This window comes from Pseudomonas sp. DCA-1, assembly GCF_046523955.1.
Classification (GTDB): Bacteria; Pseudomonadota; Gammaproteobacteria; order Pseudomonadales; family Pseudomonadaceae; genus Aquipseudomonas; species Aquipseudomonas putida_Y.
In genome coordinates this window covers 2,403,842-2,423,538 of the sequence record NZ_CP169881.1, presented here as the reverse complement: position 1 = coordinate 2,423,538, position 19,697 = coordinate 2,403,842, and the positions used below count along the sequence as shown (strand labels likewise).

At 62.4% G+C, this 19,697-nt stretch carries 17 protein-coding genes; 10 read left to right on the top strand and 7 right to left on the bottom strand.

Translation table 11 applies throughout. From position 1 onward, the window contains the following. Positions 1–5: 5 nt before the first annotated feature. The 10 genes from ACE4QZ_RS11325 to ACE4QZ_RS11280 all read left to right on the top strand — a co-directional run bounded on the left by ACE4QZ_RS11325 (position 6) and on the right by ACE4QZ_RS11280 (position 11,370). Entirely contained in the window at positions 6–992 is a 987-nt protein-coding gene (locus ACE4QZ_RS11325; RefSeq protein WP_103444552.1) for a dipeptidase, read from the top strand. Positions 993–1,047: 55 nt separating this feature from the next. After that, the gene (locus tag ACE4QZ_RS11320) at positions 1,048–2,598 is read left to right on the top strand and encodes a BCCT family transporter (RefSeq protein ID WP_021782247.1); all 1,551 of its coding nucleotides are present in this window, start codon (positions 1,048–1,050) and stop codon (positions 2,596–2,598) included. A 26-nt stretch (positions 2,599–2,624) separates the two neighbouring features. After that, entirely contained in the window at positions 2,625–4,319 is a 1,695-nt protein-coding gene (locus ACE4QZ_RS11315) for a hypothetical protein (protein WP_021782246.1), read from the top strand. Between the two features lie 2 nt (positions 4,320–4,321). Continuing rightward, on the top strand, positions 4,322–5,017 hold the full coding sequence (locus ACE4QZ_RS11310; protein WP_103444553.1) for a DUF3726 domain-containing protein: 696 nt from the start codon (positions 4,322–4,324) through the stop codon (positions 5,015–5,017). Positions 5,018–5,044: 27 nt separating this feature from the next. Beyond that, positions 5,045–5,416: a RidA family protein gene (locus tag ACE4QZ_RS11305; RefSeq protein WP_021782244.1), complete on the top strand. Its 372-nt coding sequence runs from the start codon at positions 5,045–5,047 to the stop codon at positions 5,414–5,416. Positions 5,417–5,837: 421 nt separating this feature from the next. Further along, positions 5,838–7,247: a circularly permuted type 2 ATP-grasp protein gene (locus ACE4QZ_RS11300; protein WP_103444554.1), complete on the top strand. Its 1,410-nt coding sequence runs from the start codon at positions 5,838–5,840 to the stop codon at positions 7,245–7,247. Between the two features lie 3 nt (positions 7,248–7,250). After that, the gene (locus tag ACE4QZ_RS11295; RefSeq protein ID WP_021783993.1) at positions 7,251–8,201 is read left to right on the top strand and encodes an alpha-E domain-containing protein; all 951 of its coding nucleotides are present in this window, start codon (positions 7,251–7,253) and stop codon (positions 8,199–8,201) included. Then, the gene (locus ACE4QZ_RS11290; RefSeq protein WP_021783994.1) at positions 8,198–8,977 is read left to right on the top strand and encodes a transglutaminase domain-containing protein; all 780 of its coding nucleotides are present in this window, start codon (positions 8,198–8,200) and stop codon (positions 8,975–8,977) included. The genes ACE4QZ_RS11295 and ACE4QZ_RS11290 overlap by 4 nt, the downstream gene beginning before the upstream one ends. 73 nt (positions 8,978–9,050) lie before the next feature. Next, positions 9,051–9,773: a proteasome-type protease gene (locus ACE4QZ_RS11285; RefSeq protein WP_021783995.1), complete on the top strand. Its 723-nt coding sequence runs from the start codon at positions 9,051–9,053 to the stop codon at positions 9,771–9,773. A gap of 247 nt (positions 9,774–10,020) precedes the next feature. Beyond that, complete coding sequence (locus ACE4QZ_RS11280) at positions 10,021–11,370, top strand: D-serine ammonia-lyase (RefSeq protein ID WP_410480446.1); 1,350 nt, start codon at positions 10,021–10,023, stop codon at positions 11,368–11,370. Positions 11,371–11,412: 42 nt separating this feature from the next. On the opposite strand, the gene ACE4QZ_RS11275 is transcribed toward ACE4QZ_RS11280, so the two are convergent. The 7 genes from ACE4QZ_RS11275 to pedH all read right to left on the bottom strand — a co-directional run bounded on the left by ACE4QZ_RS11275 (position 11,413) and on the right by pedH (position 19,558). After that, entirely contained in the window at positions 11,413–12,027 is a 615-nt protein-coding gene (locus ACE4QZ_RS11275; RefSeq protein WP_103462392.1) for a hypothetical protein, read from the bottom strand. 526 nt (positions 12,028–12,553) lie between these two features. Further along, complete coding sequence (locus tag ACE4QZ_RS11270) at positions 12,554–14,224, bottom strand: NahK/ErcS family hybrid sensor histidine kinase/response regulator (protein WP_103462391.1); 1,671 nt, start codon at positions 14,222–14,224, stop codon at positions 12,554–12,556. Continuing rightward, complete coding sequence (gene ercA / locus ACE4QZ_RS11265) at positions 14,208–15,371, bottom strand: alcohol dehydrogenase-like regulatory protein ErcA (RefSeq protein ID WP_053870448.1); 1,164 nt, start codon at positions 15,369–15,371, stop codon at positions 14,208–14,210. The genes ACE4QZ_RS11270 and ercA overlap by 17 nt, the downstream gene beginning before the upstream one ends. Positions 15,372–15,460: 89 nt before the next feature. After that, complete coding sequence (gene pqqD / locus ACE4QZ_RS11260; RefSeq protein ID WP_021784000.1) at positions 15,461–15,733, bottom strand: pyrroloquinoline quinone biosynthesis peptide chaperone PqqD; 273 nt, start codon at positions 15,731–15,733, stop codon at positions 15,461–15,463. Between the two features lie 51 nt (positions 15,734–15,784). Continuing rightward, entirely contained in the window at positions 15,785–15,856 is a 72-nt protein-coding gene (gene pqqA / locus ACE4QZ_RS11255; RefSeq protein ID WP_003243383.1) for a pyrroloquinoline quinone precursor peptide PqqA, read from the bottom strand. A 230-nt stretch (positions 15,857–16,086) separates the two neighbouring features. Continuing rightward, positions 16,087–17,607, bottom strand: a complete 1,521-nt coding sequence (locus ACE4QZ_RS11250; RefSeq protein ID WP_021784001.1) for an aldehyde dehydrogenase family protein — start codon at positions 17,605–17,607, stop codon at positions 16,087–16,089. Between the two features lie 163 nt (positions 17,608–17,770). Next, entirely contained in the window at positions 17,771–19,558 is a 1,788-nt protein-coding gene (pedH, locus tag ACE4QZ_RS11245) for a PQQ-dependent alcohol dehydrogenase PedH (RefSeq protein WP_021784002.1), read from the bottom strand. Positions 19,559–19,697: the final 139 nt, after the last annotated feature.

The window sequence follows — 19,697 nt, the reverse complement described above, 5'->3', positions numbered from 1 at the left end:
ATGCCATGCACGACCTTTTAATGATCGATGGCCTGCAGTACTCCAACTGGAGCCAGGAAATATTCCAGCAGATGCAGGCCGGTGGCCTGAGCGCGGTGCACGCCACCATCGCCTACCACGAAAACGCCCGCGAAACCCTGTCGCGCCTGGGCGAGTGGAACCGCCGCTTCGAGACATGGCCCGAGCTGATCCGCCCGGTGCGTACGGCCAGCGACATCCGCCTGGCCCACGAGGAGGGCCGGGTGGGTATCTTCTTCGGCTTCCAGAACTGCTCGCCGATCGAGGACGACATTGCCCTGGTAGAGGTTTTCCGCCAGCTCGGGGTGCTCGTCATGCAGCTGACCTACAACAACCAAAGCCTGCTGGCCAGCGGCTGCTATGAGCGCGAGGACAACGGCATCAGCCGCTTCGGCCGCCAGGTGATCGCCGAAATGAACCGCGTCGGCATGCTCATCGACATGTCTCACAGCGCCGAGCGAAGCACGCTTGAGGCCATCGAACTGTCGAGCCGACCGGTGATCATCTCCCACGCCAACCCTGCCAGCTTCCACGCCGCCAAGCGCAACAAGTCCGATGCGGTGCTACGCGGGATCGCAGAGTCCGGCGGGCTGCTGGGGTTCAGCACCTACCCGTTCCATCTCAAGGGTGCCTCGGACTGTAGCCTGGAAAGTTTCTGCGACATGGTCGCGCGCACCGCCGACCTGATGGGTGTGGAGCATATCGGCATCGGCACCGACCTGTGCCAGGCGCAACCCTTGTCGGTGCTGGAATGGATGCGCAACGGCCGCTGGAGCAAGGACAAGGACTACGGCGAAGGCTCCAGGGACAACGCCAACTGGCCGGCGCCCTTGCAGTGGTTCCGCGACAGCCGCGACTTCCGCAACATCGCCCAGGGCCTGCGCGCCCGCGGCTTTGCCGAGCAAGACGTGGGCAACATCATGGGGCTGAACTGGTTGCGCCTGCTGGAAACCGCCACCACGGCACAGGCCTGAACCCTTTGCACGGACAGCATCAACAATAAAAACAATCGCAGGTTCCGGAGGTTTCATGAAAAACCCAACCACCTTGCAGGCCGACGGCCAGGCCATGGGCCTGCCTATGGCACGCGATATCGACTGGCCGTTGTTCCTGATCAGCGGCGGATTCCTCGGCGCCTTCCTGCTGGCGGCGCTGATCGACATCGACACCGTGTCGGCGCTGGTCAATACCCTGTTCGCCTGGTCGACAAAGGCCTTTGGCCTCTATTGGCAAGTGCTGATGCTGGCAACCTTCGCCGTCAGCCTGTTCATCGGTTTTTCCAGATGCGGGCGTGTACGCCTGGGCGGGGTCACCCAGCGCCCGGACGTCAGCACCTTCAACTGGATCGCAGTGATCATGTGCGCCTTGCTGGCAGGTGGTGGCGCCTTCTGGGCCGCTGCCGAACCCTTGATGCACTTTGCCAGCCCACCGCCCTTCTTCGCCGGCCTGCAACCGCACAGCGAAGCAGCGGCCACCGCGGCACTGGCGCAATCGTTCGTGCACTGGGGTTTCCTGGCCTGGGCCGTGCTGGGTAGCCTGCTGGCGATCGTGCTGATGCACCTGCATTACGATAAAGGCCTTCCGCTGGCGCCGCGTACCCTGCTCTACCCCCTGTTCGGCAAGCGAGCGCTCAAGGGCCCGATCGGCACCTTGGCCGACGCTGCCTCGATCATCGCGGTAGTGGCCGGCACCATCGGTCCGATCGGTTTCCTTGGCCTGCAGATCAGCAGCGCCATGCACGCCGCCTGGGGGTTGCCCAACACTATCGTCACCCAGTCGCTGACCATCGTCCTGGTCACCGCGATGTACACTGTCTCGTGCCTGGTGGGCCTCAAAGGCATCCGCTTTGTCAGCGAAATCAACGTCTGGTTGATGATCGGCCTGGCACTGTTCATGGTGGTATTCGGACCGACGCTGTTCATCCTCAGCGGTTTCCCGGCGGCCTTTGCCCTGCACGTGGAGCACTTCATCCCACTGACGATGTTCCGCGCCGACCCCAAATGGCTGGACTGGTGGACGGTGTTCTACTGGGGCTGGTTCATCGGCTATGCGCCCATGGTGGCACTGTACGTCGCGCGGATCTCGCGGGGCCGCACCATCCGCGAGATCATCATGACGCTGTCGATCATCGCACCGCTGGTGACCATGTTCTGGTTCACCGTGGTGGGCGGCACCGGGATCGGCCTGGAGCTGCAAACGCCAGGCAGCGTCACCGCCCATGGCGCCAAGCCTGAAGACCTGTTGCTGGGAGTGACGCAGAACCTGCCACTGGGTGGCCTTGTCAGCGCGCTGTTCCTGTTCCTGAGTTTCATCTCGGTGGCCACCAATGGCGACGCCATGGCCTTCACCGTGGCGCTGGCGATGTCCAGCGACGATAAACCGAAGAAGTGGTTGCGCGGTTTCTGGGCAATCGGCATGGGCCTGGCGGCGGTGGTGCTGATCACCATTGGCGCAGGCGGTGTGACGGCCCTGCAATCCTTCATTGTCATCACCGCGGTGCCGGTGTCGCTGGTGATCCTGCCAGCCCTGTGGGATGCCGTGCGCATCGCTCGACACATGGCCCGTGAACAAGGCGTCTGAACATGATCCATCCAGGTACAACAACAATGCCCAACAGCGTGCCTGCAATACCCGCGTTGCGCCCTGCCAGCCAAGTCATGGACCTGGCCCGGCTGGGTAGCCACTTCCAGAGCCCGCTAAGCTTCGTGCGCAGCAGCATGCGGCGGATGATGCAGCAGCGCTGGCATATCCGGCGCAGCTGTTTCGACCTCGATGGCCAAGGCTTCGGCACTGCGATCTACCGCATCGAAACGCCAAACGGCCATTACCACTGCGTGATCTTCTCGGCCTACCTGCCGCCGGAAAAGCGTAGCGATCGGGTCATCGCCGACCAGTGGGACGTCAGCTTCGTGCTGGTGGCCGGCGATGTCGACATAGCACAACTGGCCGACCTACAACGCAACGTGCCGCTGCAGGAAGCCGGCCGCTTCGATGCTCGCGTGCTGGTGTTGTCGCGGGCCAACCGTAGCTTGCGCAATTTCGACCGGTTTCTGGCGGCGCTGGCAGAAGGTCGCCAGCCCGATCCAGAACAACTGGCTGAAGTCGGCTACCTGTATCGCACCACCGCGGTTTACGGTAACGGCAAGTTCGGCATCGCCGATTTTGGTTGCCTGCAAGATAACCCGGACTTCAAACAACCGTTCAGCGCGCAGATGTTCACCGTCTACCTGCTGCGTCACTTCAGCATCGAGCAGATCAACCACATGGCCCGGGCACTCGCCCCGCAGCGGGCAGTGCAACTGGCCCCGGGCCTTCAACGTTACTTGGGGGTAGGCAACGCGACCGGGCTGGGAATGGCCCCTTTTCTGCTCAACCACCCTCAACTGGTGGAGCACTGGATCAGTACGCGGGAAACGGCCCTGGCCCTGGTGCTGGCGCAGTCGGCGGAGCCCGCCCCGTTGGCGCGCCTGCAGCAATTGCTGGCGCGCGCCCAGTTGCACCTGAGCCAGTCCCGGACCGAAGACCAGCGCCAGCATGAGCAGAACCTGCAAACCTTGGCCGAGCTTGCTTTACTGGCCACCTGGCTTGGCACGCAAGCCGACGGCGCGGGCCTTTGGCCGCGCCTGCTGGCCTGGGCGCAATTACATACGGGGGTGGGCTGCCAGGAGCTTCTGGTCAGCCTGCTGCTGGAGCTGTACCCCGAGCAGGTCACGCCCCTGGCCGAGCACATGGGGGTCAACGAAAGCTGGCAGCTGGACGCCCAGATGCCCCTTGAGCACCTGCGCCAGCTCATCGAGCAGCAGTATGGCTGGGCGTTGCGCTACGACTTCAGTGCTGCCGATGCGGAGCACTTCTTCTGGTACCGCTCAGCTGAAAAAGAAGAGCCGCGCCTGGGCATTCGCGCAGAGGAGCCGGGGGCCGAAAAAGAAATGCAACTGGGCATTGCCCGCAATATCCAGCAGTGCCATGGCGCACTGCTGGAGCACCTGCAACTGCAGCCCCAGGCGTTGACCGCTCACTTCCTGATCGCCCAACCGATGTTCAAGGGTACGGTACGCCGCCTGCAAGGCATGGCAAAAACAAACTTCGGTGAAATCCGTGCCAATCTGCTGGCCCGGGACATGCTGCCGATTCACCTGCTGCGCTGCAAACTGGCATTTTTCGGCGCGGGGAAATTCGACCCCAAGTCAAGCCGCTGGGTGCGTATCACACTGTTCCAGGGCGCGCCGCTGGTCAGCGACATCGGTCAGCCGTTCGCAGACGACTGGAATTTCGCAGTCATGCCGCAAAGGGAGCTTTGACCATGCGCGTATCGCTTAACGAAATACAGGTGATGTGCCGCAAGGCATTCGAAGGCATGGGCTTCGCCCCGGGCGACTGCGAGGATGCCGCCGAACTCGTGGGCTGGTTGCAACTGCAGGGGCTCGATGGCGTCGGTGCACTGGAAAAGGCGTTGCGTTATCTGCAAGCCGAAGCTGCACGGCCATACGCCTTGTGCCATGAGGATAACGCCCTGCTGGTGATCGACGCCAAGGGCCAGAGCGTGTTGCGCTGCGCCGCCACGGTGGTGGAACTGGTGGCAGCCAAGGCCATGCGCTGTGGTCAGGCCGAACTGCGCATACGCCACTGTCACAACCGTTTGCTGTTGCTGGGCTACCTGAGCCGGGCAGCTGTGCAGGGGCTGCACGTGCAAGCCCGCTGGGAGGACGCCCGCCAATGCCACCTGGCCGATTTTACCGCCGGCATGCCGCGCCCGGAACTGAGCAGTGAAACCCGGCCCCAGGCCATTGAAGCGGCCGCGCAAGACGTAACGGTGCTGTTCACCCGAGCAGGCCAGACAGCCCAGGCAATAACCGACCCGCAGCGCACACTGCAGCAAGGTTTTACAGTCAACGAACATACCTGGCAAAGGCTCAGGCAGCTGGCCGAACACATCCTTGTCGAGAGCACCGATGCCTCACGTCGCCACGGTGCAGGCGGCGGCAGCGACGCCGACTGAAAACCCTTGCCACTGAGGAAACAACCCATGAAGCATGCGATAAAGACCGAGCTGTTCGCCTCCAGGGCGCCACTGGAATGGGCGGTCGTCGGCAACGGTACGTTGTACACTGCGCAGATCCCAATCGATACGCAGGGCCAGGTGGTTGCCGGCGGCATCGAGGCACAGACCCGCCAGACACTGGACAACCTGCGCCACACCCTGGAAGCCGCTGGCAGCTCGCTGGATGCCGTGACCCAGGTACTGATCTACGTGACCGACCGCCGCTATTTGGCAACTGTAAATGCTGTGTACGCCGAGTATTTCCAGGCGCCCTACCCCAACCGCGCGGCCGTAGTGGTGGCGGGCCTCGCCCGGGAAGAAATGCTGGTGGAGCTGGTGGTCTACGCCTGCCTCTGAGGGCCTGAAGGCGCTCGCCTCGCGATATTCAGCGTTTGTTCAATCGGGTGCCGCCCGCGCGGCACTCGATGCATGCCCCCTTCCCCCCAAGTCATGCACCCGGAATATTCCCTTTTTCTCCCGCCGGGCACCGGCCGGTGCCCCATTTCGATTCAAAACCCGCGCCCGAATCAAAAGCGCCCTTTTTTGATGCGCCGGCCCTTGCTGCCAGGGGTGTGCCCCTCACATTTCCTGCATCCCCAGAACCGCCAGGCGTATTCGGCACTTTTATTGCAAAGACTGATTGTGCTCAACGCACAGGCAATCTACCGAGACCGAGGTTAACGCGAGACACAGCTCCCACTTACCCCAGCAAGGCAGCACCCTGAAAGACGCAGATGAACCGCAATGAAGCTGCCGGCAACGGCGGCAAGGAGTGGGTATGTCCCGGGCTTTTTTCAATGAAATGTACGAAGCGGACGGCAACTGCCGCCCGCATTACCAGGAGTTCGCCCGCTGGCTGGCCAACACCCCGCTGGAGTTGCTGGAACAGCGTCGGCGCGAGGCCGACCTGCTGTTTCACCGCGCTGGCATCACCTTCACCCTGTATGGCGACAAGCAGGATACCGAGCGCCTGATCCCTTTCGATATCATCCCGCGCAGCATCCGCGCCAGCGAGTGGCGCACGGTCGAGCGTGGCTGCATTCAACGGGTACAGGCGCTGAACCTGTTCCTGCAGGACATCTACCATGACCAGCGCATCCTCAAGGCCGGCATCATCCCGCCAGAGCAAGTGCTGGCCAACGAGGGCTACCAGATCGCCATGCAGGGCCTGGACCTGCACCGTGGGCTGTATGCGCATATTGCCGGTGTCGACCTGGTACGTGACGGCGATGGCAGCTATTTCGTGCTGGAAGACAACCTGCGCACCCCCAGCGGCGTCAGCTACATGCTCGAAGACCGCAAGATGATGATGCGCCTGTTCCCCGAACTGTTTGCCGCCCAGCGTATCGCGCCCATCGACCACTACCCCAACCTGCTGCTGGACACGCTCAAGAGCGCCAGCCCCTTGGACAACCCCACCGCGGTGCTGCTCACGCCCGGCCGTTTCAACAGCGCCTATTTCGAGCATGCCTTCCTGGCCCGGGAAATGGGCATCGAGCTGGTCGAAGGCGCCGACCTGTTCGTGCGTGATGAGCATGTCTACATGCGCACCACGGCCGGCCCCCAGCAGGTGGACGTGATCTATCGCCGCCTGGACGACGACTACCTCGACCCGCTGTCCTTCAACCCTGATTCGATGCTGGGCGTGCCGGGGCTGGTCTCGGTTTACCGCGCCGGCAATGTGGTGCTGGCCAACGCCGTCGGCACTGGCGTGGCCGATGACAAATCCATCTACCCCTATGTCGACGACATGATCCGCTTTTACCTGAGCGAAGAGCCCATCCTGAACAACGTGCCGACCTGGCAGTGCCGCAAGCCGGCGGAGCTGTCCCATGTACTGGCCCACCTGCCCGAACTGGTGGTCAAGGAAACCCAGGGCTCCGGCGGCTATGGCATGCTGGTCGGGCCTGCGTCGACCAAAGCCCAGATCGAGGACTTCCGCGGGCGCATCAAAGCCCGCCCGCACGCTTATATCGCTCAACCGACGCTGTGCCTGTCAACCTGCCCGACTTTCGTCGACAGCGGCATCGCACCGCGTCACATCGACCTGCGCCCGTTCGTGCTGTCGGGCAGTGAAACCCGCCTGGTGCCCGGTGGCCTGACGCGCGTGGCGCTCAAGGAAGGCTCGCTGGTGGTCAACTCGTCGCAAGGCGGCGGTACCAAGGACACCTGGGTGGTGGAGGACTGAGCCATGCTTTCGCGAACCGCTTCCGACCTGTACTGGATGTCCCGCTACCTGGAACGTGCAGAAAACCTCGCGCGCATGCTCGAGGTCAGCTACTCGCTATCGCTGATGCCCCAGGCCGGGCGCAGCGACGGCCATACCGAACTGGCAATGTCGCTGATGGCCTCGGGCATGCTGGACGACTACCTGCGTCGGCACAATGAACTCGACACCGAGCGCATGCTGCACTTCTTCGCCCTCGACGCCACCAACCCCAGCAGCATCTATTGCTGCCTGCAGGCCGCCAGGACCAATGCCCATGCAGTACGCGGCCGTATCACCGCCGACATGTGGGAGAACATCAACGCCACCTGGATCGAAATGCGCAACATTGCCAGCAATGGCCTTGGTCGCTATGGCATCAGCCAGTTCTGCGACTGGGTCAAGGAACGATCGCACCTGTTCCGCGGTGCGACCTCCGGCACCATCATGCGCAACGATGCCTACAGCTTCATTCGCCTGGGGACCTTCCTGGAGCGGGCGGACAACACCCTGCGCCTGCTCGATTCGCGCTATGAAATGTTCGGCGAGGCCTCCGAAGAGGTCAGCGACGACTCCGCCCGCGGCTATTACCAATGGAGCGCCCTGCTGCGCGCGCTGACCTCGTATGAGGCCTTCAACGAGCTCTATCGCGCCGCGCCCAGTGCCCGGCCGGTGTCCGAACTGCTGCTGTTGCGGGTAGACGTGCCGCGCTCGCTACATGCCTGCATCGAGGAGCTGGACCTGATCCTGGCGGGCCTGCCGGGCAGTACCGGGCGTGCCGCCCAGCGCATGGCCGCCGAACTGAATGCGCGCCTGCGCTACACCGCAATCGACGAAATCCTCGATGCCGGATTGCACCCCTGGCTGAGCGACTTCATTGGCCGCATCAACCAACTGGGCCAGGCCGTCCATCACTCCTACCTGGAGGTTGTATGAAACTGTCCATTCGCCACGACACGACCTATAGCTACGCCAGCGACGTGTGCAACAGTATCCAGTTCCTGCGCCTGACACCGCGCAGCAGCGAACGCCAACGTATCAATCAATGGCAACTGGACCTGCCCTGCAAGGTGAAGGGCCAGATCGACCCTTATGGCAACATCCTGCACGTGCTGACACTGGACAAACCCCATGGCCACCTGGCGCTTACCGCACACGGCCAGGTCGAGATCGACCCGGATTGCGAACACGAAACCGAGAGCCAGTCGCCCCTGCCGTTCCTGCGCGGCAGCCACCTGACGCAGGCCGACGACACCCTGATTGCTTTCGCCGCCCGGCAATGTGGCAGTCACCGCGACCGGGCAGCGCTGATCGGGCTGATGCAAGGCCTGGCCGAGCACATGCCCTACAGCCCTGGGGCCACGTCGGTGGGCACCACGGCCATCGAAGCCTTCAGCGGTGGCGCGGGCGTGTGTCAGGACCACACCCACGCCTTCCTGGCCTGCGCACGCAGCCTGGGGGTGCCGGCACGCTATGTGTCCGGCTACCTGTGCACCGAGGACGAACAACACCTGGCCAGCCACGCCTGGGCCGAAGCCTGGGTCGACGATGCCTGGTACAGCTTCGACATTACCAACCGCCTGACCCGGCCAGAGCGTCACCTGAAGCTGGCGGTGGGCCTGGACTACCTCGACGCCTGTCCGGTCAGGGGCGTACGCCGCGGCGGCGGCGCCGAATCGATGCAGGCCAGTGTCCACGTGCATCGCCAGTGACAGGCTGGCTTCAGACCGGTCTTGCCGCGCGAGTGCGGCAAGACCCTTTCACACGCAACGCAAGGGAAACCGCATGACTTACTGTGTCGCCATGCACCTGGAGGACGGGCTTGTCTTCATCAGCGACTCACGCACCAACGCCGGCATCGACCAGATCTCCACGTTTACAAAGTTGTTCGTCTTCAGCGTGCCGGGCGAGCGGCTGATCGTGCTGCAGACCGCCGGCAACCTGGCGACCTCGCAGTCGGTGATCAACCTGCTGCAGCAACGCACCCAAGGCAACGGCCCCCACCTGCTGAACGTTGCCACGCTGTACGATGCAACGGTGCTGGTCGCCGACACCCTGCGCGAGGTGGTCAGAAGAGACCGCAGCAAGCTCACGGCCGATATCGACCTCAGCAGTTCATTCATCGTCGGCGGCCAGATAGCCGGCGGCCCCATGGCCATCTATAACGTGTATGCGCAAGGCAATTTCTTCCAGGCCACGCCGGACACCCCGTTTCTGCAACTGGGTGAAAGCAAGTACGGCAGGCCAATACTCGACCGCAACCTGGATTACCGCACGCCGCTCGATGAAGCGCTGCGCTGCGGCCTGATTTCGTTCGACTCCACCATCCGCAGCAACCTGTCGGTGGGCATGCCGCTGGACTTGCTGGTGTACCGCGATAACAGCCTGGAAAGCATGACGCGCAAGCGCATTACCAGCGACGATGCCTATTACCAGCAGATTCGCAGGCAGTGGAGCGACGGCTTGAAAACCCTCCTGGCCGAACTGCCAGCGCCGCCTTATGGCTGAACAAGCAAACGGTTCAGATCCTTTGCCTGTACCGGCCCCTTCGCGGGCTTGCCCGCTCCCACAGGTACTGCGCAAGCCTTTAAGGCTGGGATGTCCTGTGGGAACGGTCGAGCCCGCGAAGGGGCCGGTACAGGCAACACCTCAGTAAAGCCAATGTGTAATGTTCGAGACTCCGTGGGTTATCCTGCCCCTTCCCCCTGTCACGAGACTGCTGCAGGCGGACAACAGACTGCCTGCAGGTGAAATCATGATTCACGGAAAAACCCTGGAAGCCTGGCAACAAAGCCATCCGATCATCGCCGATCTGGTTGCCCTGAAGCAGACCAGCTGGTTCAACCCGGGTATCGCCAAGGCTGCAGAAGCCCTGCACGATGTGGGCCTGACGGCTGCCGACGTGCAAGCGGCCAGCGCGCGGCTGCAGCGGTTCGCGCCTTACCTGGCCACTGTGTTCCCCGAAACAGCCGCTGCCGGCGGGGTCATCGAGTCGCCTGTCATCCCGCTGCCACAGCTGCGCCGGGTGTTTGTCGAAGAAGGATCACTGCAGAACGCAGGCAACCTGTGGCTCAAGGCGGACAGTGACTTGCCCATCTCCGGCTCGATCAAGGCCCGGGGCGGTATCCATGAAGTGCTCAAGCACGCCGAGGACCTGGCCCTGGCGGCCGGCTTGATCACGCCAACGGATGACTACACCCAACTGGCGAGCGACCAGGCCCGCGCATTTTTCAGTCAGCACACGATCGCCGTGGGTTCGACCGGTAACCTGGGGCTGTCGATTGGCATCATGAGCGCCAAGCTGGGTTTTAAGGTGAGCGTGCACATGTCCTCCGACGCCCGGCAATGGAAGAAGGACAAGCTGCGGGCCAACGGCGTGTCAGTGGTAGAACACGCGTGCGACTACAGCGTAGCGGTCGAGCAGGGTCGCCAGCAGGCGGCCTCAGACCCCAGTTGTTATTTTGTCGACGACGAAAACTCCCCACAGCTGTTTCTCGGCTATGCCGTCGCCGCCGAACGGTTGGCACGGCAACTCGACCAGGCTGGCATTCAGGTGAACGCAGACCATCCGTTGTTCGTGTATCTGCCCTGCGGCGTAGGGGGCGGCCCGGGCGGTGTCGCATTCGGGCTGAAGCTGATGTTCGGCGATGCGGTGCACTGCGTCTTTGCCGAACCCACCCACTCCCCCTGCATGCTGCTGGGTGTCTATACCGGCCTGCATGATGAAACGAGCGTGCAGGACTTCGGCATCGACAACATCACCGCCGCAGACGGCCTGGCGGTCGGGCGCCCATCTGGGTTTGTCGGCAAAGCCATGCAGCGGCTGATCGATGGTTACTACACCGTGACCGACGAAGAGCTGTACCGCTTGATGGTCATCGCCCATGAGCAGGACAAGGTCAAACTGGAGCCCTCTGCCCTGGCCGGCGTACCGGGTATGCTACGGGTGCTGCAAGCCGACGAGTACCTGGCCCGCCAACGCTTCACCCCAGCCCGGCTGCGACAGGCCACCCACCTCGTCTGGGGAACGGGGGGCAGCATGGTGCCGGAAGAAGAGTTCAACGCTTATCTGGCCAAAGGGCGCAGCGAGCAGGCAAACGTGTAACCGAAGCGCCGGTTCGCAGCGCCGTTGCAGTGCTTCAGGCCATCAGCAAGGAATGCCCGCCAGCGGCCACACAGGTGCTGGCGTCGCTTTGACCATATTGCGTTTTCGCGCCCACTGGGTCAGTGCGGCCATCAGGGCAAAGCCAAGCAGGATCATCACCGGATAGGCCAACAGCAACTCGGTCAGCGAATACTTCCAGGCCAGTGGCCGACCGACGCCCAGCATCGCTGCATATAACCAGGAAACACCTGACAGTGCACCAGAAAACAGCGCAAACATCCGCACGCCTATATTCAGGTCAAGCAAAGAACCGGCCTTGAGCAAGGCAGGTAATACATAACGATGCAACAACATGCCATTAAAGGTCAGGAGCAAGACAATAATGACTTTTGCGTGAAGTTTGGGATTGGCGAAATAACTCATGCCCTTTTCAAGATAATCGATACCAATGACCGCAGCACCGGTAAGCCACAAGAATATCAAGGCATTGGCAACGGACGCCTGCAATCGCGCCATGTGCTTACCGTCATGGCTGGCCTGTTGATGCCCCTTCAACAAGGCCCTGACCATCTCGGCATCGCTGGTAAAGACCAGGCCGATGGCGATACAACAGGCCAGTAAATGAACATAAATGACCGACAGCCGCACCAGTTCCATGGATTCTTTCTGCCCGAACAGGCTAATAATTGTATTAAACTCCACGTCGAATTCTCCACGTAATGCATCAGCGCTAGATGGCCTTGCAACGAACATGCGTACGACTTGATCGCACTAGGAAGACCAAATTCATATCGTTAATTGAAACATCGAATGGTTACTCAATTGCACACAGTGGCTCAACCGTTGAGCCTCGGTTGGGCATGGCGTTACTCCATCGTCAGAGGTAAAAATGCCCCGTGTGCATCCCTGCGATTCAGATCAAGTTGAACGTCCATTACGTTCTGGGGAGAGGTGCGAAGTGCGCTGCTTGAAGCACACACTTGCTGGCAAATATGAGCGACCCACGGGTAAATCGTTCATTTCTTGAGCAAAAGCACCGACCAGCGGTATTTAAAGTCGTATTAGTTAGTTTACTAACTGCTTGCAAGCTGACCGAATGGTAAGTTTTAAAGGCCCGTGGATCCAAACTTCGCGACAGGCCATTTAAGTGCTCTATTTCGCCGACTGGTGAACGACTACCCGGTCAATGCACCAGGAGCAACTGGCTCAACACCGCCCGCAATTTCCCGGGTTTCACAGGTTTGTTCAGTAGCGGCGCCCCTAGCTTCTGCAAGCCACGCCGGCACTGATCGCTGCGGTCTGCGGTAATGATCACTGCCGGTATGGCAGTCGCAAAATGCTCACGCAGGTACCTCACCACCTCGCAACCCACCACGCCATGGTCCAGGTGGTAGTCGGCCAGGATCAGTTCCGGGGCTCGCCCCTGCAACGCCAGCAAGGCGCCCTCCTGGTCGGTAGCCGTAACCACTTCGCACCCCCACTGCCCCAACAGCGCGCCCATGCTCTCGAGTATGCTCACTTCGTTGTCCAGCACCAGCAGGCGGCGGCCCGGCAGCGGATTACCGGCGCTGGGCAGCGGCACAGCCTGATGAACAGCCAGCGGCACTTCTTTGCCAAGAGGTACCTCGATGCTGAACACCGAGCCACGCCCCGGCCACGAGCGCACTTCGATCCGGTAACCGAGAATCTTGGCGATCCGTTCAACGATGGCCAGCCCCAGGCCAACACCCTTGCGATCGGCAGCACGGCCAACGTCCAGCTGGTTGAACTCGAGAAAAATGGCCTGCAGCCGATCCTGCGCGATGCCTCGCCCGGTATCCCACACCTCCAGCCGCAACTGGCCGCCGCGGCGCCTCGCCCCGAGCAGGATCCGCCCCTCGTCGGTGTACCGGCAAGCGTTGCTGAGGAAGTTGCGCAGAATGCGCGTCAGCAGCCGCAAGTCAGTGCTGATGGCGTAATCGGCTATGCGTGCATGCAGCTTCAGGCCTGCAGCATCGGCCACCGAGCTGAACTCCGAGACCAGCGGCGCGAACACCTCGTCCAGGCGGTACACAGCCACGTCCGGCCTGACGGCAGCCTGGTCGAGCCGGGAAATGTCCAGCAGGTCGGTCAGCAGGTCTTCCGCGCCCTCCAGGGCCTGGTGGGTACGCTCCACCAGCACATGCTCGGCCTCTGGTAATGGCCGCTCGCGCAAGGTCGAGATCAGCAAGCGCGCGGCGTTCAACGGCTGCAGCAGGTCATGGCTGGCGGCAGCGAGGTATTTGTCCTTGCTGCGGTTGGCGGCTTCGGCGGCATCACGGGCCTCAAGCAATTCATCGGTACGCGCAGCGACCCGTTGCTCCAGTTCGTCATTGAGCTGTTGCAGGCGTTGCTGGGCCAGCTTGCGTTCGGTGATGTCGGCAACGAACCCCTCCACCAGCCCTTCATGGCCGGGTTTTAGCAGCAGGTTCATCAGCACATCGAGATGGCTGCCGTCCTTGCGCCGCAAACGGGTTTCGTAGCCGTGCAGGCTGTGCTCACGGGCGAGCACCGCCGTGATCGCCTGCAACTCCTTGGCACCGCCATCAAACAGGTTGGCGGCCAGGTCAGTCAGGGAAAAAAGCACCGCTTGCGGGTCGTCGTAGCCAAGCATGCGGGCCAGCGCCGGGTTGGCGGCGCGCATGCCGTCCTGAAGGCTGGCCTGGAAAATCCCGTGCACGGCGTTTTCGAACAGCCATTTGTAACGGTTGCGTTCGGCCTCCAGCTCGTCCAGGCGGGCGGACAGCTCCGGATAATGGCTTTTGCGCGCCGAGTGGTCACCCAGCCCCAGCAGCCCGGCCAACGCCCGCTGCTGCTCGTCAGAGGGCCTCGCCATAGACGACCTCGACATCACGCTGGCTCGACGCACGGGGGTTGGTGAGGATGCACGGATCGTCCATCGCGTGTTGCGACAGGAACGGGATATCGGACGTGCGCACCCCATGCAGGCCCAGGGTTTCATGGAAGCCAATGGCATGTTTCAGGGCAGTCAAGTGCTCCACCAGGCGCCCACAGATCTGCCGGTGATTGAGACCACGGCAGTCGATCCCGAACACCTCGGCGATCACCTTGAAACGCTCCGGCGCCGAGCTGTAGTTGAACGCCACCACATGTTCCACCAGCACCGCGTTGCACAAGCCATGGGGCAAGTCGAGGAAACCGCCCAGGCTGTGCGACATGGCGTGCACTGCGCCCAGGATCGCATTGGAGAACGCCAGCCCCGCCTGCATGCTGCCGAGCATGATCTTCTCGCGCAGCGCAATATCGGTGGGGTTGGCGATCATCTCCACCAGGTTGCCATTGATCAGGCGCATGGCTTCCAGCGCATGGGGGTCGGTCAACGGCCCGTGGCCGGTAGACACGAAGGCCTCGATGGCATGCACCAACGCATCGATGCCGGTGCAGGCCGACAGGAACGGGTCCATGCTCAGGGTGGTCTGCGGGTCGATCAGCGACACGTCCGGCACCACCGCCTTGCTGACGATGGAGAACTTCATGCGTTCCTGCTGGTTGGATATGATCACGAACTGCGACACGTCCGCCGAGGTGCCGGCGGTGGTCGGGATCAGGATCAGCGGCGGGCTGGGCACGCGGATCATGTCCACGCCTTCGAATTCGAGGATGCTGCGTCCATGGGCCACCACGATACCGATGGCCTTGCCGCAATCCATCGGGCTGCCGCCGCCAACGGCGACGATCACGTCACAGTGGTTCTGCCGATAGATTTCGGCGCCGAGCATCACCTCTTCGACCCGCGGGTTGGGTGACACGGCGGTGTACAGGCAATAGTCGATGCCCTGGGCCTGCAGGCTGGCCTCCACATCCGCCACCCAGCCGGCGGCGATCACGCCAGGGTCGCTGACCACCAGTACCTTGCGCGCACCGAAGGTTTTGGCGTAATTGGCCACATTGTGCCGGCAGCCGGCACCAAAGATGATTTCAGGCGATACGAACTTGCGAAGGGGGCTGAAACTCTGGCTCATCGGTAAGCCTGTTCTTATTGTTCTGGAAGATAAACGCCAGCGTAAAGCATCCCACCACGAAAGCAACCAGACCAAAGCGGGGCTACCGGTCATTCTATCCAGGATTTGGCGCGGGCCACCTCCAAAAATGCCAGCACGTCCTCTTCGAGCTCCGGTACATCGGGGAAGCGTTGTGCCAGGCGGTCGATGACCGTTGCCACGGTACTGTGGCCGTCCAGCAGCTCCAGGACCCAGCCGGCACTGGCATTGAGCTCGATGATGCCCCCGGCGTACAACAGCACGTGGCAACCCTTCTGTGGCGCCCAGTCCAGGCGCAAGCCTCGCCCCAAGGCAAGGGCTTGCTGGCGATCTATCAGGTTCACAGGCGCATACTCCAGGAGGATCCGGCCACCGTGGCGATGGCCGGGCCGTCATCAACGGTTGGCGAAATACATCGTCACTTCGAAGCCAATGCGCAGGTCGGTATAGGCGGGTTTAGTCCACATAGGGCAAGTCCTCTTCTTGTGCCGGAGGATTCCGGTAGAAGCATTAATGCACGGGGGTGGACCGGACCGAATGCTACTTTGGAACGAGCTTGCGGGGTGCGTTGGTACGGGTAGGCCATGCATGTGCCGGCCCTTTTGCGGGCTCGCCCGCACCCACAGGTTCTTCACCGGTTCTGGAACCAGCGGTGAACCTGTGGGAGCGGGCGAGCCCGCGAAGGCCGCGACGCGGTCTAGAAGAAGCCCAGCGGATTGATGTCGTAGCTCACCAGCAGGTTCTTGGTCTGCTGATAGTGGTCGAGCATCATCTTGTGGGTTTCGCGGCCAACACCGGACTTCTTGTACCCCCCGAACGCCGCATGCGCCGGGTACAGGTGGTAGCAGTTGGTCCACACTCGCCCGGCCTTGATCCCGCGTCCCATGCGATAGGCGCGGTTGATGTCGCGGGTCCACAGGCCGGCGCCCAGGCCGAATTCACTGTCGTTGGCGATAGCCAGCGCTTCGGCTTCGTCCTTGAAGGTGGTCACGCCCACCACCGGCCCGAAGATTTCTTCCTGGAACACGCGCATCTTGTTGTTGCCCTTGAGTAGGGTTGGCTGAATGTAGTAACCGCTGGCCAGGTCACCCTGTAGCCGCTCGGCACCACCGCCGGTGAGCAACTGCGCGCCCTCCTCCCGGGCAATCTCCAGGTACGAAAGGATCTTGTCGTACTGTTGCTCGGACGCCTGGGCACCCACCATGGTTTCGGTATCCAGCGGGTTGCCGCGGGTGATCTTGGCGATCTTCTTCATCACCTCGGCCATGAACGGTTCGTAGATCGACTCCTGGATCAGCGCCCGTGACGGGCAGGTACACACCTCGCCCTGGTTGAAGAACGCCAGCACCAGGCCTTCGGCAGCCTTCTCGATGAACGCCGGCTCGGCCTGCATGATGTCTTCGAAGAAGATGTTCGGCGACTTGCCACCCAGTTCGACGGTGGACGGGATAATGTTCTCGGCCGCGCACTTCATGATGTGCGAGCCCACCGGGGTGGACCCGGTGAAAGCGATCTTGGCGATGCGCTTGCTGGTGGCCAGCGCCTCGCCGGCCTCACGGCCAAAGCCCTGGACGATGTTCAGTACGCCTGCAGGCAACAGGTCGGCGATCAGCTCGGCAAAGACGGTAATCGACAGCGGCGTCTGCTCCGCGGGCTTGAGCACCACGCAGTTGCCAGCGGCCAAGGCCGGGGCAAGCTTCCAGGCGGCCATAAGCAGCGGGAAGTTCCACGGGATGATCTGCCCCACCACACCCAGCGGCTCGTGGATGTGATAAGCCACGGTGCCTTCGTTGATCTCACCTACGCCACCTTCCTGGGCACGGATGCAACCGGCGAAATAGCGGAAGTGGTCGGCTGCCAGCGGCACGTCGGCATTCAAGGTTTCGCGTATGGCCTTGCCGTTGTCCCAGCTTTCGGTAACCGCCAGCACCTCCAGGTTCTGCTCGATGCGGTCGGCAATTTTCAGCAGTACCAGGGCGCGGTCTTGCACCGAGGTCTTGCCCCAGGCTTCGGCGGCGGCATGCGCGGCGTCCAGGGCGCGGTCGACGTCCTGGGCCGTGGAGCGCGGGAATTCGGCAATCGGCTGGCCATTGACCGGCGAGCTGTTGGTGAAGTACTGGCCAGCCAACGGCTGCACGAACTCGCCATTGATGAAGTTGCCATAACGGGGTTTGAAGGATACGACGGCGCCTGGAGTTCCGGGTTGTGCGTAGATCATGCTGAGCCTCTGCGGGTCGGTGCCTGTCCCACGACAGGCGATGCACCGATGGTAAGAAGCCCCGCGTGCCGGGCGAATGCATCGTTGGCAGCGGGGCTCTCGTCATTTGGTAGTAGGGCCGCTTGTCACCGGATCAGCGGCGGCAAGCGGCAGTAGGCAGGCGTTAGGGCTTGGTGCTCGCTGTTTGCTGCAACTGCTTGGGCAACTTGAAGGTCCAGAGCATGCCGCCCTGGTTGAAGTCCTTGACCCGTTTGGCCACTTCGCCACCCCACAGCGGCACCGCGCCGCCCCAGCCGGAGACCACCGAAACGTACTGCTCGCCGTCCATTTCCCAGGTGATGGGCGAGCCCAGCACGCCTGACCCGGTCTGGAATTCCCAGACCTTGTCGCCGGTCTTGGCATTGAATGCCTGCAGGAAGCCCTCTGGCGTACCCGTGAACACCAGGTTGCCCTTGGTGGTCAGCACGCCGCCCCACAGCGGCGCGTAGTTCTTGTGGCGCCACACTTCCTTGCCGCTGATCGGGTCGATGGCGCGCAGCACGCCGATGTAGTCTTCGTTGAGCGGCTTGATGGTGAAGCCGGCACCGAGGAACGCCGCGCCCTTTTTGTAGGCGATGCCTTCGTTCCAGATGTCCATGCCCCACTCGTTGGACGGCACGTAGAACAGCCCTGTGTCCTTGTTGTAGGCCATCGGCATCCAGTTCTTGGCGCCGAGGAAGGCCGGGGCGACGAACACCGAGCTGCCCTTGGCCTCGCTGCCTGGTGCGCCCGGGCGGCTGGCGTCGTTGTAGATCGGCCGGCCGTCCTTGTCCAGGCCCGTGGCCCAGGTGATCTTGTCAACGAACGGGAAGCCGCGGATGAACTTGCCGTTGGTACGATCGAGCACGTAGAAGAAACCGTTGCGGTCCGCCGTGGCGGCAGCCTTGACCTCCTTGCCGCCGTCCTTGTAGTTGAACGAGATCAGCTCGTTGACGCCGTCGAAGTCCCAGCCGTCATGCGGCGTGCTCTGGAAGTGCCACTTGATGGTGCCGTCGTCCGGGTTCAGCGCCAGGCGTGAGGAAGAGTACAGGTTGTCACCGGGGCGCAGGTGCGAGTTCCACGGGGCCGGGTTGCCGGTACCGAACAGGATCAGGTTGGTTTCCGGGTCGTAGTAACCGCCCAGCCAAGGCGCAGCGCCGCCGGTCTTCCACAGGTCGCCAGGCCAGGTCTTGCCCGCCTCACCGCCGGAAATGCCGTTCTCGATCGCCTTGCCGTCCTTGTACACATAGCCCATGTGCCCTTCCACGGTGGGGCGCATCCACAGCAGCTCGCCGTTCTCCGGGTTGTACGCCTGGATCTTGCCCACCACGCCGAACTCGCCGCCGGCAACGCCTGTAATCAACTTGCCATTGACAATCATCGGCGCGGCGCTGATGGAGTAGCCTTCTTTGTGGTCGGCGACCTTCTTGCTCCAGACCACCTTGCCGGTGTCCTTGTTCAGGGCCACCAGCTTGGCGTCCAGCGTGCCGAAGAACACCAGGTTGCCGTAAAGCGCGACGCCGCGGTTGATCACGTCGCAGCAGGGGCGGATGTCATCCGGCAGACGTGCATCGTATTGCCACAGTTTCTTGCCGGTGCGGGCGTCCACGGCGAACACCCGCGAGTAGGAGCCGGTCAGGTACATCACCCCGTCCTTGATCAGCGGCTGGGCCTGTTGGCCGCGCTGCTTCTCGCCGCCAAAGGAGAACGCCCAGACCGGGCGCAGTTCCTTGACGTTATTGACATTGAGCATATCCAGCGGGCTGTAGCGCTGGCCCTGCACGCCCAGGCCATTGGTCACGATCTGCTGGGGGTTCTTCGGGTCCTGGAGGATGTCTTCATTGCTGACAGCGGCGTGAGCCGCGCCGGCAAGCAGCATGGCGCTGAGCACCAGGCTCACGGCGAACAAGGGGCGACGTGGGGATCGGGTCATGACGGCTACCTTTGGTTTTTTTGTTGTGCCCGGGAAAATTTCCCGGTGTGTCGGGAATTCTTGGTCCCGACCCGATTGCCAACAATTGCCCGCAGTGCGGAGTTTTCTAGTTCCTTGGTAGGGGCCTGAGCGATGGGTG

Bases quoted from the DNA above. Each gene is read 5' to 3' on its own strand.
- ercA (WP_053870448.1), bottom strand. From the start codon at position 15,371: ATGAGCCAGAGTTTCAGCCCCCTTCGCAAGTTCGTATCGCCTGAAATC.
- ACE4QZ_RS11315 (WP_021782246.1), top strand. From the start codon at position 2,625: ATGCCCAACAGCGTGCCTGCAATACCCGCGTTGCGCCCTGCCAGCCAA.
- ACE4QZ_RS11270 (WP_103462391.1), bottom strand. From the start codon at position 14,224: ATGGCGAGGCCCTCTGACGAGCAGCAGCGGGCGTTGGCCGGGCTGCTG.
- ACE4QZ_RS11320 (WP_021782247.1), top strand. From the start codon at position 1,048: ATGAAAAACCCAACCACCTTGCAGGCCGACGGCCAGGCCATGGGCCTG.
- ACE4QZ_RS11310 (WP_103444553.1), top strand. From the start codon at position 4,322: ATGCGCGTATCGCTTAACGAAATACAGGTGATGTGCCGCAAGGCATTC.
- ACE4QZ_RS11325 (WP_103444552.1), top strand. From the start codon at position 6: ATGCACGACCTTTTAATGATCGATGGCCTGCAGTACTCCAACTGGAGC.
- ACE4QZ_RS11290 (WP_021783994.1), top strand. From the start codon at position 8,198: ATGAAACTGTCCATTCGCCACGACACGACCTATAGCTACGCCAGCGAC.
- ACE4QZ_RS11275 (WP_103462392.1), bottom strand. From the start codon at position 12,027: ATGGAACTGGTGCGGCTGTCGGTCATTTATGTTCATTTACTGGCCTGT.
- pedH (WP_021784002.1), bottom strand. From the start codon at position 19,558: ATGACCCGATCCCCACGTCGCCCCTTGTTCGCCGTGAGCCTGGTGCTC.
- ACE4QZ_RS11295 (WP_021783993.1), top strand. From the start codon at position 7,251: ATGCTTTCGCGAACCGCTTCCGACCTGTACTGGATGTCCCGCTACCTG.
- ACE4QZ_RS11250 (WP_021784001.1), bottom strand. From the start codon at position 17,607: ATGATCTACGCACAACCCGGAACTCCAGGCGCCGTCGTATCCTTCAAA.
- ACE4QZ_RS11285 (WP_021783995.1), top strand. From the start codon at position 9,051: ATGACTTACTGTGTCGCCATGCACCTGGAGGACGGGCTTGTCTTCATC.
- ACE4QZ_RS11300 (WP_103444554.1), top strand. From the start codon at position 5,838: ATGTCCCGGGCTTTTTTCAATGAAATGTACGAAGCGGACGGCAACTGC.
- ACE4QZ_RS11280 (WP_410480446.1), top strand. From the start codon at position 10,021: ATGATTCACGGAAAAACCCTGGAAGCCTGGCAACAAAGCCATCCGATC.
- ACE4QZ_RS11305 (WP_021782244.1), top strand. From the start codon at position 5,045: ATGAAGCATGCGATAAAGACCGAGCTGTTCGCCTCCAGGGCGCCACTG.